Origin of the sequence: Alkalibacterium sp. (assembly GCF_046484155.1) — a bacterium.
In the GTDB taxonomy this organism is placed as follows: Bacteria; Bacillota; Bacilli; order Lactobacillales; family Carnobacteriaceae_A; genus Alkalibacterium.
This window is the reverse complement of sequence record NZ_JAWOBT010000056.1, coordinates 16,274-31,464: the sequence shown is the minus strand read 5'-3', so window position 1 is coordinate 31,464 and position 15,191 is coordinate 16,274. Positions and strand designations below refer to the sequence as shown.

The window sequence follows — 15,191 nt, the reverse complement described above, 5'->3', positions numbered from 1 at the left end:
CAACCAACTCATAGGGAGAATCTTCAACTTTTGTACATATCCCGCAGGCTATGCAGCCTCGGCTGCAGACATCTTTTACCTCTTTCAATTTATCTTTATTTTGACAGGCAACGAAATAACTTCCAAACCCTTTAACTCATCCATTTTTCATAGTCACTGTCATCCATGGATTCGACCATGCCGACAAGGTAACCATTGCCGACTTGAGAGAAGAAATCGTGATTGCTTGTGCCGGTTGATATCCCATTCATTATGATTGGATTAACATCATCGGCTTTATCGGGGAACAGTGGATCAAAGCCCAGATTCTGCAACGCTTTATTGGCGTTATAACGCAGAAAGACCTCAACATCTTCTGTCCATCCCATTTCATCATATAAATAGCTCGCATACTCTGTTTCATTTTCATAAAGTTCAAACAATAACTCGAATGTCCAGTTTTTCAATTCGTCTTTTTCTTTTTCACCTAACTGATTGTAGCCAATCTGAAATTTATAGCCGACATAGGTTCCGTGTACCGATTCGTCACGCAAGATCAGTTTTATGATTTCAGCGACATTGGTCAGCTTACCGTTTCCTAAATAATAAAGGGGCGCATAAAATCCGGAATAGAATAAAAAGGATTCCAGGAAGACACTGGCCACTTTCTTTTGTAAGTCCGTCCCCTCCTGATAGATGCCGTTGATTTTCTGCGCTTTTTTCTGAAGCATCGGATCGGTTTGCGTCCACTCAAAAATCGCTTATATTTCAGACTTCGTGTTCAGCGTACTGAAAATAGCGCTGTAACTTTTCGCATGCATGGACTCCATGAACTCGATATTGTTATAGACCGCTTCTTCATGCTGTGTGCGACTGCTTTTTTTGAGCACTCCTATCCCGTCTTGAGACTGCAATGTGTCCAGCAGGGTCAAACCTCCAAATACTTTCGCGATCATATCTTTCTCACCCAAAGACAGTTTTTTCCAGTCACTTAAGTCGTTAGACAAAGGGATACGGGTATCTGTCCAGAACTGTTCCACTAGTTTTTCCCAAGTCAACTTGTCGATCATATCATCGATACGATTCCAGTTAATGGCTTTATATGCTTCTGTCATAGTTGATTCTCCTTCATTCCAACGAAGACACGTCAAACTGTCTTCTTTGATTCTTACAGGTTTAGATCGTGCAGCTCTCACAGGCATTGGCGCCGATCTCTTCCTGGTCATCCGTGAATGTCCGCACGTAGTAAATCGACTTAACGCCTTTTTTATGGGCATAATGTCTTAGGATGGTCAAGTCGCGGGTCGTCTGCTTACTCGTCCGCCCCTCTTTCCATTCATACAGACCTTCAGGGATCGCCGAACGCATAAAGAGCGTCAAACTCATTCCCTGGTCGACATGCTTTTGAGCTGCCGCATACACATCGATGACTCGCCGCATATCCATATCATAGGCACTCGTATAGAAAGGCATCGTCTCATTAGATAAATAAGGCGCCGGGTAATACGTCTTCCCGGTCATTTTTTCCTGACGCTCCTCCACCAGGCGCGTGATAGGATGGATACTGGCTGATGTTTCGTTCACGTAACTGATCGATCCTGTCGGTGCCACGGCTAAACGGTTCTGATGATACAGGCCGTGCTGCTGCACCTCTGTTTTAAGTGCCTCCCACTCTTCTTTTGAAGGGACCGAAATGCCGCGATTGCTGAAAAGCCGTTCAACCTTAGCGTGTGTGAATGCCAACGGTTCTTCTATATATTTGTCAAAGTACGTCCCGCTGGCATACGCTGATTTTTCAAAGTTATGGAACACGGTCTGACGTTCTTTCGCCATTTCATTGCTTGCTTTCAATGTGTAGTAATTGAGCAGCATGAAGTAAACATCGGTAAATTCAATCGATTCCAACGAGCCGTAATGCATCTGGTTCAGGGCAAAGAAGGTATGCAGGCCCATGGCTCCAAGACCGATCGTATGATACTTGTCGTTCCCGTTTTTCACTGTAGGTACCGCATCGATACTGGAATAATCGGTCACATACGTCAACGCTCTGACCATGGTATTCACCGACTGTTCAAAATCTGGCGTGTTCATCAAGTTGACCACATTGGTAGAGCCTAAATTACAGCTGATATCGGTACCTAAGACGTCGTATTCCTGATTGTCCTTGATCACCGACGGGTTCTGAATCTGTAAGATCTCACTGCACAGATTGCTCATCGTTATCGTCCCGTGCACAGGGTTTTCTCTGTTGGCCGTATCAATATTGATTACATACGGATAACCCGATTCCTGCTGAAGTTTGGATATTTCATTCTCCAGTTCGCGTGCATCGATTTTTGTTTTCTTGATCGCCGGATTGGCGACCAGGCTATCGTACTCTGCTGAGATGTCGACATACGAAAAAGGTTCACCGTAAAGACGTTCCACGTCATATGGACTGAACAGATACATTTCCTGATCAGCTGCAGCGAGTTCGTAGAATTTGTCCGGCACCACAAGCCCCAGTGATAATGTCTTCACCCGTACTTTTTCATCTGCATTCTCTTTCTTGGTGGATAAGAAGCTTAGAATATCGGGATGGAAGACATTCAGGTAGACGGCTCCGGCCCCATTGCGCTGACCCAGCTGGTTGGAATAGCTGAAGCTGTCTTCGAGTAATTTCATCACCGGCAGTACGCCGCTTGAGGCATTCTCGATTTTTTTGATCGGATCGCCTGCTGCTCTTAAATTTGTCAGGTTGACCCCGACCCCGCCGCCGATTCTTGATAACTGCAGGGCCGAATTGATCGTGCGGCCGATACTGTTCATGTCATCGGTCGTTTGAATCAAGAAACATGAGACAAATTCACCGCGACGTTTACGTCCGGCATTAAGAAAAGTTGGCGTGGCTGGCTGATAGCGCTGATTAATGATTTCCTCGGCTATGTGGCGGGCTAATTTTTCGTCACCGTCTGCCAGATATAAGGCGTTAAAAGCGATCCGATCCTCGAAGCGTTCCAGATACTGCGTGCCGTCATTTGTTCTCAAAGCATATTGGGTGTAAAACTTATACGCACCCATAAATGAACGGAAACGGAATTCCTCTGCATAAAGTTCTTCGAATAAACGAACGATAAAGGCTTCAGGATACTTGTTTAAGAACTCTTCTTCAATAAATTCATTGTCGGTTAAGTACGTGAGTTTTTCTTTGATGCTGTCAAACTGGACAGTGTTCGGATTCACATGCTCTTTAAAGAAAGCTTTGGCTGCTTCTTTATCCTTATGCAGGGGGATCTGGTTATCCACTGGCCGGTTCATTTCATTATTCAGTTTAAAATAAGTTACTTCTTTTGGTGTTTCTTTTACTGTGCTAGTCGAAACCAAGAGTATTCACCGCTTTCTTTAATTTTGCAACGTCTTCATCATTGCCCTGAAATTCGAATTGATGGAGCAAGGGAACGTCGTAGTCACGCGCAATGTCTTTGGCTGTAAAAACAAACAAAGGACCAAAGTTGAGGTTTCCTCCACCTGCGACGCCTGTCAACCACTGGCTGTTATTACCGGTCTCCAGAAAATCGTCCCACACCTCAGTGACTTCTTTGTCATAGGTGGGTGTGATGATGATGAACGGGGCTGTCATCTTAATAAATGGATCTGCCGGGTTCAACTCCAGCACATCCATTTGTAATTTTTGTGCGAATTTTCGCGTTTGTCCAGTTAAGGTCAAGTAAACAACGTTCATCTTAATTGCTCAATCTGTTTAACATGTCCGGTCTAAAACCATTAAATGCTTCGATGCCTTCAGCAATAACTACCGGCAAGGAACTGAAACCCAGTTGCCTCACCTCATCAATAGCTTTTTCATTTTGTTCGATATCTTTTACTTCAAAAGGTATTCCCTTATTTTCCAGATATTTTTTTGTGAATTGACACTGCATGCAATTTGGTTTTGAATAGACGATAACTGTTGCTTTTCCCATTACGATTACCTCCCATAAATATGTTTCTTCGGCACACTTTCCGGTTCTGTTTTCATATAGTTATTCAACATTGAATCCCGTTCGACTTATATCTTTTGTTATCACTATTGTACAACAGAGAAATTCAAAATCAAGGGGAACACACTACATATATTGTTTTCGTTTAAAAAAAACACTACATGTTGTGTTTTGAACAAACAGAAAAACCTCCCATGAAATGCGCATCAACTGCATTTCGGGAGGTTTCTAATTTAATTTTTCGATTTTTTAAATCAATTATCTTCTTTCACCATAAATAACTTCTAAACAAAAAGCACACGGTTCATCGCCGTCTCTTCTTGAACCATAAAATAAATTGCAGACATGAAAACCGTCCTCATATATTTTTTCAAGATTCAACCGAGATTTCGTCATACCAGAGTCTGTCATTTGTTTTTCGATCGACTGCTGTTTAACTACTTCCGCTAAGCGATCTCTGAGATGTTGATTTTCCATTCGCAGCACATTGTTCTCTTCAGTCAAGTGAGATAATTCTTCTTTGATGTTTTTAATTATACTCAATGTGGCTTCTGCTTGGGATTCTAACTCAGAAAACGTGTCGTGTAATTCTTTTTTATCCATTTTTCACCACTTCTTTACTCTTCTTAGCCTAATTATCAATGATGCGTTGACCTGGAAAATGTCACCTTACATCTTTTACTAGCATACCATGATTAGCCTGAAATTGCCAAATGAACGCTAATTATTAATAAATACTTATAATGACTCTTTCATCACAGCTAGCATTTTAAGGGCGCTCATTTCAAATACACCTTGCGCCGCTACGTTGCTCTGTAAATATTTTTTTCCAGTTAATATGATGTCCATTAGATCAGCGAGTGTCCCCGCATTTAATCGTTCGGCTTCTTCTTGAATCTTATCGCGGTATTTAAAATAGCCGACCGTGTAGTCACTTGATATTTGAGAATTCAAGATGTCTTGTAAAATAACTAAAAACAAATCGAGCACTAACTGATATTCTGCTTTTTCTTTGACTAACGGCATGATCTCAGTATGCACAAAAATATAGGCCTGATCGTCTTTTTTAGAAATGGTTACATACCATTTCCAGACGGCTTCTATCAACGTAGTCAGGTTCTCATTTTCAGACAAGGCCATCGCCTGCTCTGTATCACTGGTCAATTGACTCAGCACTGCCGCCCGTTCTTTCGATAGACCCGCTTCTTCCAACGCCATCAGACGTCTCTCTCTTGATAACTGTGGAAATTGAATCAATTGTACGCGTGATAACATGGTAGGCAGTAACCGATGTTTTGCTGACGTCATTAAAATGACCATGATATCTCCATCCGGTTCTTCTAAAAACTTCAACAAACTATTAGCTGCTTGTGTCGTCATTTTTTCAACTTCCTCAACCATGACTAGCTTCTTTCTGCCTTCGACCCCACTTTTGGTGAACTCTTGTTTCAGTTCTCTGACTTGACCGATCTTGATGGACAAGCCATCTGGTTTTAATTCAATGACATCCGGATGTTGATGAGATGCAATTCTTAGACAAGTATGACACTCACCACAGGGACCCTGAGAAAAATTCTGACAGAATAAACTTTGGGCTATCCATAACGCTGTTTCTTTTTTCCCTGTACCTACTTTGCCATCAAATAAATACGCATGCTGTAGCTTGTTCTTTTCAATCAACTGAATAAACAGCCGCTGGATACTCGGCTGTTTCACTTTATTGGTAGACATTGCTCGTCTCCCTCGCATTTAAAATTGTAAAAATTGATCGATGGGTAAGACAAAAATGGTGGCTCCTCCGACTTCGACCTTTATTGGATAGGTTAAATCAGATTCCAACGTGAAGTCATAAGAAGGCGGACTCATCATCGTTTGGGTTCGGGTCGAACAGTTTTCTTTGATCAGTTCGAGTACATCATCCACTTTTTTATCTTCCACTCCCATCATAAAGGTTGTATTTCCAGCTCTTAAAAACCCACCTGTGGAAGATAATTTCGTGGCACGAACGCCCTTTTCTACAAATTGATCAGCCAAACGTTTACTGTCCTGATTTTGTACAATCGATACGATTAATTTCATCTCGTTTCATCCTCTCTATAAAACAGTCCTTGTTACAATCTTTCTTTGACTATTTTCCACACTTCATCAAATACGGTTTCTTCTGATTGACTCGCATCAACAGTTACAAAACGGTTCGGTTCTGCTTTGATCAGAGCTAAATAGCCTCTTCTTACTTCTTCGTGAAAAGCAACGGCTTCTAATTCTAAGCGGTCTTGCGTACGGTTCGAATTTTTATCTTTAATCCGATTGAGTCCCACTTGTGCGTCTACATCTAGATAGATCGTTAAATCGGGTCTCAATCCTTCTATCGCAAACTCATTAATTGCTTTGACTTCTTCGATACCGATCCCTCTCGCCTGACCCTGGTATGCGATGGAACTGTCAACAAAGCGATCACAGAGTACGATATCGCCTCTTTCAAGAGCAGGATTGATTTTCTCAACCACATGTTGTCTTCGGCCGGCTGCTAAAAGTAATGCTTCTGTTCTATCATCCATGTTTGTATGTATCGGATCGAGTAAGATATCTCTGATTCTCTCAGCTATTTCGCTGCCACCCGGTTCTCTTGTTACAACTAAAGGTTTGGTGGTTGTCTCTTGTATCGCTTTAACTAGTCTCTTTACGACACTCGATTTCCCTGCGCCATCTGGTCCTTCAATTGTGATAAATAATCCGCTCACGAATCTTCCTCCATCTAAAAATCTTTGTTCTAACATCATTATACGTTAGATAGTCAGTTGTTGTCTATTCTTAAAGAGTTATCTTGCTAAAACGTAGCGCTTCTAATAGCTGAATAGACAGTTCAATACGGCACTATCCCTTCATTTACACTAAAAGCACGTGAAAAATTTACTACACTAGTTATTTTACACTTTAAAACGAGATATTCAAAGTCTAATCAGCAAAATAAGGATAACCCTCTCATCACTTTGTATGCTCTACAATTTTTTTGAGATTTACTCCCATTAAAAGAACAAAGAAGCGACTGATCAATACAGTCGCTTCTTTGTTTTCTATTACTATAGAATTATTCTGACAGGAATCTTTATTCTCCTACTTTTATGACGATTTTCCCTACTGCATGATGGGTCTCACTCAATGCATGAGCTTCATAAATGCCTTTTTCACTCAGTGGATAAGTGGCCCCGATAATCGATTTCACTTTTCCTTGTTCCATCAATTCAGCCAATTCTGTCAATTGTTTTCCATTTGGTTCCAACCAAATATTATTAAATGCGACATCTGCATTCTCAATCAACTCTTTGTCCGCGTCCCCAACGATGGAAACGACTCGCCCAGTATGAGGTTTGACAACTTTAAAACTGTTTTTCAAAGTTTCTCCACCCATAGTATCAAAAACAACATCTACATCATTTAAGATTTCGGTAAAGTCTTCATTTCTGTAGTCGATAAATTGATCGACCCCTAAACTCAGTAACAAGTCGCGATTATCTTCACTTGCTGTAGAAATAACGAAAGCACCTTGACTTTTTGCTAATTGTATAGCGTATGTTCCTACACCACCAGCACCAGCATGGATCAGGATTTTTTCTCCAGCAGCCAATTTTCCATAATCAAACAAAGCTTGCCAAGCGGTCAGTCCAGCCAAAGGAACAGCTGCTGCTTCTTCAAATGTAACATTTTCAGGAATATAAGCTAATAAATTATCATCCACTGCAGTATATTCAGCGTATGTCCCAAAACGGGTTGTGTCTGGACGTGCAAATACGCGATCCCCAATTTTCCAATCGGTTACTTCACTGCCTACTTCAACAATCTCTCCAGCAACATCCCATCCTAAAATAATAGGAAATTCCCATGGCATCATTTTTTGCAGATATCCTTCACGGAGTTTCCAGTCAATAGGATTAATTGAAGTTGCTTTTTCTTTTACAATAACTTGATGTTCTTTAGCTATTGGCATTGGCACTTCTGTTTCTTTTAATTTTTCTTTTCCACCATATTCTTCGATAATAACAGCTTTCATTTATAATTTCCTCCAAACAAATACTTGTTGTTTCATGATGATTTCACTTACTAATGAGAAGTATAACTGAAACATTAACAGATTGATACTAATCTGTTAGAACGCTGTGAAATCGAGTAGGAGATAAATAATCAACTTATTTATTGTCCACATTACAAATGATGCTAGATTCCCCGGGAGTATTTGCGTCCGTCTTCCTTCAGATTCTCTCTCACGAAGGACACCCTTGTCATTCACTGACAGTTCCTACTGCCAAGTCATCGCCCATTGTGGGCACAATAAAAATCAGATCGATAGTTGATTCACTACCGACCTGATATCTATTTTATTTATTAATTAGAAAATTTCTTTTTGTAAATCGCCATAAATGTGCCGGCAATCATGGAAACTGTTCCTAATAATAAATACATATAAGTGTTTGTTGCAGTCGCAGGTAACACTTCGACTTCCTGCTCTTTATCTCCAGAATCACTTGGTTTGCCTGGTTCGCCCGGTTCGCCTGAATCTCCTGGTTTGCCCGGTTCGGCCGGTTCGGCCGGTTTGCCCGGTTCGCCCGGTTTGCCCGGTTCGCCTGGTTTGCCCGGTTCGCCTGGTTCGCCCGGTTCGCCTGGTTCGCCTGGTTTGCCCGGTTCGGCCGGTTTGCCCGGTTCGCCTGGCTTGCCTGGTTCGCCCGGTTCGCCTGGTTCGCCCGGTTCGCCCGGTTTACCTGGTTTGCCTGGTTCGCCTGGTTTGCCCGGTTCGCCCGGTTCACCTGGTTCTCCTGGTTCTACCGGTTCCTCAGGTAACTCTTCACCTTCTAAGTCGGTGATTCTGCCTTCGATCACTGGGTTTACAATACCATTGAGGTATTGTTCTTCAACCATGTAATCGCGTAATTGTTGCCAGTCTTCTTCACCGATATCTCTGACACGACCTTCTTCAAATGCAGCAGCGAAGGTTTCAAAGCCGTCTCCGCCTCTACCTGTGAAGCCGTTCGTTGTCACAAGATAGGTTTCATCCATATTGATTTCTGTTAATTCCCCATCGTTATCGATGGACATCTTAACAATACGGTCACCTGACTCTCTTGTACTGTCATAGTAGAATTTCATACCTGATACGTGTAAGAATCCCCCATTTTCTGCAGGCGCCTGACGGACACTGTGTTCCATAATGTCTTTGATTTCCTGTCCGGAAAGTTCTGCGACAACTGGATTGTTACCAAAAGGTAATACGGTCAAGACTTCACCTATAGTAATCGGTCCTTCATCGATACCGGCACGAATACCACCACCGTTCTGGAAGGCGATCACTATTTCAGGGAATTTTTCCTGAGCTTTCGCGAGCATCGCATCTGTGATCAAGTTGCCTAATCGTGTTTCATCGGCACGGACACTAACTTCACTGCCATCGCCAAGTCTTGGATTTTCCAGCGCTTCGACAGCTACGGCTCCAGTTTCTTCATTACTGATTGCATCAACATGCTCTTTGTATTTGGCCATCACGTCGAGTGCTTCAGCATTGGCTGGATATTCACCAACATCTAGCAACTTTCCAGATTGTCCGACGATTTCTCCTTCAGCGTTGAATTCAACGACTAAAGTACCGAGATTCCCGCCATATTGTCCGCCCTGGACAATAACAGTTGGTGCTTTGCTGCTACCATTTTCGTCTTCTGAAACAACAAATGGTTCCTCGATTTCTGAATGTGAGTGGCCACCAACGATAATATCGATACCATCCACTTCCATGGCTACACGTAAGTCATTGCCCATTTCTGGAGCTGTATCAAAGCCTAAGTGGTTGACAGCCATGATTTTATTGATACCCGCATCTTCAAAAGCTTGAACTGCTTCCTCCGCAGCTATGATGAAATCTGTGAAGTCAACGTCTTTTGGACTAGCGATGTTTTTTGTGTCTTCTGTGAGTAAACCGAAGACCCCAATCTGTTCTCCATTGACTTCATGAATGATACTGTCATAAATCAATCCATCTTGAGGATTTTCCACTAGTGACTCATTTGTTTCGTATGATTTCATGAATGGATCTTGTGAGAAGTCGATATTCGTGCCCAAGAACGGGAATGCTGCGTTATTCACAAATTCAGCTAATGATTGGTGTCCGCCTTCTGCTTCACCCAAGTCGAATTCGTGGTTACCGAAGGTCATCAGATCAATATTCATCAAGTTCAACAAAGCCAGATCGGCTTGGCCTTTAAATTCATTGAAGTATAATGTCCCTGAGAAAACATCTCCGGCATGGACCAGCATTGAGTCTGGTTTCTCACCACGGAACTCTTCAATGGCTGAGATCATATGCGGATAAGTTTCGACTCGACCATGCGTGTCATTCATGTGCATGACTGAGAATTCAAATGTTTCTTGAAGTAACTCTTCACCTTCTAAGTCGGTGATTCTGCCTTCAATATCTGGATTCACGATTCCACCAAGGTATTGTTCTTCAACCATGTAATCGCGTAATTGCTGCCAGTCTTCTTCACCGATATCCCTGACACGACCTTCTTCAAATGCAGCAGCGAAGGTCTCAAAACCATCTCCACCTTTACCTGTGAAGCCGTTCGTTGTCACAAGATACATTTCATCCATGTTGATTTCTGACAATTCCCCATCGCTATCGATGGACATCTTAACAATACGGTCACCTGACTCTCTTGTACTGTCATAATAGAATTTCATGCCCGATATGTGTAAGAACCCTCCATTTTCTGCAGGTGCCTGTCGGACACTATGTTCCATAATGTCTTTGATTTCCTGTCCGGAAAGCTCTGCGACAACCGGATTGTTACCAAATGGCAATACAGTCAGGATTTCGCCTGTAGTAATTGGTCCTTCATCGATACCGGCACGAATGCCGCCACCATTTTGGAAGGCAATCACTGCTTCAGGGAATTTTTCCTGAGCTTTCGCAAGCATCGCATCTGTGATCAAATTGCCTAATCGTGTTTCATCGGCACGGACACTAACCTCGCTACCGCCGCCGTGTCTTGGATTTTCCAGTGCTTCAACAGCTACGGCCCCAGTTTCTTCTTCACTGATTGCATCGACATGCTCCTTGTACTGAGCCATCACTGCTAATGCATCTTCATCAGCTGGGTATTCGCCTGTGTCAAGTAATTCACCGGACTGTCCGATGATTATACCGTCAGTGTTAAATTCAACACTTAAAGTACCGAGATTCCTACCATATTGTCCGCCCTGAACAATAACGGTCGGAGCTTTTTCGTTCCCCTCATCGTCTTCAGTTACAACAAATGGTTCATCGATTTCTGAATGTGAGTGGCCGCCGACGATAATATCGATGCCCTCCACTTCCATTGCTACGCGTAAGTCATTACCTACTTCTGGAGCTGTATCGAAACCTAAATGATTGACTGCCATGATTTTATTGATGCCGGCATCTTCAAAGGCTTGAACAGCTTCCTCAGCAGCTATGATGAAATCTGTAAAGTCTACATCTTTTGGACTTGCAATATTTTCAGTGTCTTCAGTAGTTACACCAAAGATACCTATTTTCTCACCATTTATTTCTTTGACGATGCTCTCATAGATTAATCCGTCTTGGGGATTTTCCACTAATGACTCATTTGTTTCATAAGCATTCATAAACGGATCTTGTGAGAAGTCAATATTCGTACCCAGGAATGGGAACGCAGCATTATTCACAAATTCGGCTAATGATTCATTTCCATTTTCAGAGTCACCCAAGTCGAATTCATGGTTACCGAATGTCATAAGATCAATATCCATTAGGTTCAACAAGGCCAGATCGGCTTGTCCTTTGAATTCATTGAAATATAATGTTCCTGAGAAAACGTCTCCTGCATGTACCAGCATAGAATCCGGATTTTCACCACGGAACTCATCGATTGCTGAAATCATGTTTGGGTAATTTTCAACTCGACCATGCGTGTCATTCATATGCATGACAGAAAAATCAAAAGTTTCACGCAAGTCAATTTGTGCTAATACTGGTTCATGGTCACTTGCTCGGCTATGCATATCAGTAAAGTCGGCATTGACATGAATCATATCTATGTCGGCTGTATCTGCAAGATTGTTTGATACGAGAATATGGTCCAGTACTTGTGAATTCCCCTGGTAGATATAGCTGTATCGATCACTTGCAGGCACTTTATTTGTGAGATTTGTTAATGCATCACCTGCCAGTACTTCCAGTGGTTCAGAGAACTCGAAATCGTTCATGTCACCAAGAACAACGACGTTTTCATCTGGATTATCTGCCAGTATTTCATCAACAAATGAGTTGACAGACTGCGCTAACTTGTTACGTTCGATTCTGCTGTCAAACTGAGGCGGCTGGACCTGACCATAATAAGGGTCGTCTCCTCGTTTAGAATTCAAGTGGTTAGCAATAACGACAACACTCTCACCATTAAATTCAAATTCTGCAGCTAAAGGTTTTCTTGTCCCTTCAAAGTCTGATGGAGAGACTCGACCTGGGTTCAATGTCAATTCACCATCTACATATCCGACAGCTTCATTTGCGTCACCTTTATCTTTTTCAATCATTGAAACGCGGTCTGGGTTGTATAGGAAGCCTACACGAATGTTCCCGCCGGGAGCTCCTCCGTCTGCATTATACTCAGGATCAATGTTTGCATACGCATAAGTTGGACCGCCTGCAGTTACAATCTCATCGATTAAGCGCTGGTAACTTGCATCAGCCACTGAAGAGTCTGTCTCGTCTTCACCATCGTCATCTTGTACTTCTACAATTCCGATGATATCAGGAGTGTTCATGTCATTTACGAATGTGCTCGCAATTCTCTGTGCTTTTACATCTGACGTTTCAGCCGTGTTTGCTGAGAAGTTTTCAACGTTATACGTTGCCACAGTCAATTTTTCTTCATCCTTAACCATAGATGTTGCTGAAGAAGCAGCTGTAACTTCAACATGAGCAGCTTCCATGTCTGCTAAGTCTGAATAAATTTTGTAATTGCCAAATCCGTAATTGACGACACCCTCGATGGCTTCAGTAAACTTATCGCCCGTCTTAACGGCAAAGTCTCTTGCATCGTTATTTGGCTGAAGCTTGAACGGAATCAATCTTGAATCTGGTCCGTCTTCTGTCAGTCTGAGACCGCCGTTTACTGTTGTATTTGAAGGTGTGTAGTCTTCTGTAGCAACAAACAAATCGCCGTACGACTGAGGTGCAACAGCTCTTGAAGCCTGAACTTCAACACGCATGCCTTCAATACTTTCCCAATAATCTAATGAATATAGATCAGGATTGAACACTTCTAAAGTAGTTCCGCCTTTGATTTCTCCAGGAATATTACTTGAAGTGATCTCTATTGGAGCAGGCAGCTCAACATTGTTTTCTGTAATCGTGACGATTCCGCCTCTATCATCACGAGCATTGATCTGAGTGATCGGTAAGTCAGTGGCTGCTTTATCAGAATAGCCATCTATTTGGTACTCAGATACCTCACCAGTGACTTCAACAAGATCGCCTACACTAGCCCCGCTGTCATTTCGACCTGTATAAACTACTATCCCTTCAGAAGTATGAGGATTATCGTCTTTCAAGTCGTCCGGAGTCTGCATATGGAAATAATTCGCACCGTAAATATCATAGACATATGTGACGACACCTTTTACGTTATAAACGGTCTCTCCAGCCATTGGAGAATGATGTGCTGCTCCTTGAATTTCATGTATTTTATTTCCTTCTGTGATGTCTACAACATTGTAATCAAATTCTGCAATCTCGCTGACGCGATCTTCCACTACAGCGATCGTTTTAAGAGTTAAAGCTTCTTCAATGCCAATTGGAGTTGTGTAGACTGCACTTGATACCGTCGGCTCTGTGCCATCCAGGGTATAGTAAATAGTTGCATCCGTTGTAGTCGTATTCAGAACAACTTCTGTTCCAAGAAGAATATTTCCGCCCTCCGGACTGGCAAACACTGGCTGAACAATACTGGAATCTTCTATAATATCAAAAATATCACGAGGTAAGATTTGATATGTATCATCAAATTGTGACACGATCCCTGTGATCGATTCATATGTTGTTCCTACATTTAGACCAAGTATTTTATTTTCGTCTCGAACTTCAAATCCAACACCAGACCCGTCAATCCCAGTATAGTTGGATCCGCTGACATCAGTTATTTCAACACTTGTTAAAACAACTAGTTTTGATTGATGGTTTGGAAGTTCAGCACCAGTTAAAGGTAAGGGCTCTGGCACTTCAGTACCTTCTGTTTTTTCAACTAACGTAGCACCATTGATTTGAAGAAAATTACGGTACATACCAAGGTCTCCACTTACAGTAACTTCATCACCTAAACTTACATCTAATGAAGTTGGTCTGACAGCTATCGCTGCCGTTCCATCCTGAATTTGGATAGAATTATTTAATTTAGCAGTGACTATCCCTTTTGTTTTCACTTCTCCAGTCGCTTGTGCTCTTGCATCTTCAATAGAAAGAAGCTCTAACTCTGCTGGTTCTTCTGGAATTTCTCCCTCAACTGGAGTTCCTGTTGAAAGCGAGATATCCGTGACAGCTTTTATTCCATTTGAACCAAAGTAATCCTCCAGGGCCCCTGCAACAACTACTTCTGTTCCTAGAATATCCGGATTTGTCTGTAGTCCAAATTCACCCCTTAAATGGTTGTTGGGTATTTGTACAAAAAGCATGTTTGCTATAGTTGTTTCATCCGGACTGTCTGCTATGGCAAAGTTTGTATCCGCAGAAAAATTATCGATACTTACATTAGTTGAGCTTACTACATATCCGACCACATAACCTTTAACAATTGCTTCGTTCTGATCACTACCGCGATTCAATGCGTCAGATACAGAAATAGACGACTCAGCTTCAACCGTAGTTTCAGCTAAAGAGGCTGCTGCGGGTTCGGTTGCAGTGTCTGTTCCACTGACTTCCGTTATCTCAGGGTCAGTTTCCGTATTAGCAAAAACTGATATTGGAGCAGCTGTTTGAGCAAATGAACTTAACAGGAGCATTGTTGCTAAAGAGAAACTATATTTCTTTCGCCAATTATTGTGCATTCAATTCTCTCCCTTTACATAATAGTTTTCTCTATCATTTAATATGTACAGTTTCCGTCAAACAACATCCCTCCTTATTAGTATTAACATAATAAATATAGAGTTAATCAATATGACTTACTTTGCACTCTTATAAAAAACTCAAATGTA

At 42.0% G+C, this 15,191-nt stretch carries 9 protein-coding genes and 1 pseudogene; all 10 read right to left on the bottom strand.

The window, feature by feature from the left end; translation table 11 throughout:
• Positions 1–131 precede the first annotated feature (131 nt).
• Positions 132–1,094 (bottom strand): annotated as a pseudogene (gene nrdF, locus R6U02_RS04650) (class 1b ribonucleoside-diphosphate reductase subunit beta).
• A 61-nt stretch (positions 1,095–1,155) separates the two neighbouring features.
• A complete protein-coding gene (nrdE, locus tag R6U02_RS04645) occupies positions 1,156–3,276 on the bottom strand; it encodes a class 1b ribonucleoside-diphosphate reductase subunit alpha (RefSeq protein WP_410262470.1) in 2,121 nt (706 codons plus the stop codon).
• Positions 3,277–3,328: 52 nt separating this feature from the next.
• Positions 3,329–3,700, bottom strand: a complete 372-nt coding sequence (locus tag R6U02_RS04640) for a ribonucleotide reductase stimulatory protein (RefSeq protein WP_410262468.1) — start codon at positions 3,698–3,700, stop codon at positions 3,329–3,331.
• 1 nt (position 3,701) lies between these two features.
• Positions 3,702–3,938: a glutaredoxin-like protein NrdH gene (gene nrdH, locus R6U02_RS04635; protein WP_410262467.1), complete on the bottom strand. Its 237-nt coding sequence runs from the start codon at positions 3,936–3,938 to the stop codon at positions 3,702–3,704.
• A gap of 276 nt (positions 3,939–4,214) precedes the next feature.
• Entirely contained in the window at positions 4,215–4,559 is a 345-nt protein-coding gene (locus tag R6U02_RS04630) for a DNA replication initiation control protein YabA (RefSeq protein ID WP_410262466.1), read from the bottom strand.
• A 135-nt stretch (positions 4,560–4,694) separates the two neighbouring features.
• Positions 4,695–5,687, bottom strand: coding sequence for a DNA polymerase III subunit delta' (gene holB / locus R6U02_RS04625; RefSeq protein ID WP_410262465.1), 993 nt, complete (start codon positions 5,685–5,687; stop codon positions 4,695–4,697).
• A gap of 18 nt (positions 5,688–5,705) precedes the next feature.
• On the bottom strand, positions 5,706–6,035 hold the full coding sequence (locus R6U02_RS04620) for a cyclic-di-AMP receptor (RefSeq protein WP_410262464.1): 330 nt from the start codon (positions 6,033–6,035) through the stop codon (positions 5,706–5,708).
• Positions 6,036–6,067: 32 nt separating this feature from the next.
• On the bottom strand, positions 6,068–6,697 hold the full coding sequence (gene tmk, locus R6U02_RS04615) for a dTMP kinase (protein WP_410262463.1): 630 nt from the start codon (positions 6,695–6,697) through the stop codon (positions 6,068–6,070).
• A 365-nt stretch (positions 6,698–7,062) separates the two neighbouring features.
• Complete coding sequence (locus tag R6U02_RS04610; RefSeq protein ID WP_410262462.1) at positions 7,063–8,004, bottom strand: NADP-dependent oxidoreductase; 942 nt, start codon at positions 8,002–8,004, stop codon at positions 7,063–7,065.
• 332 nt (positions 8,005–8,336) lie between these two features.
• On the bottom strand, positions 8,337–15,041 hold the full coding sequence (locus R6U02_RS04605; RefSeq protein ID WP_410262461.1) for a 5'-nucleotidase C-terminal domain-containing protein: 6,705 nt from the start codon (positions 15,039–15,041) through the stop codon (positions 8,337–8,339).
• Between the last annotated feature and the right edge of the window lie 150 nt (positions 15,042–15,191).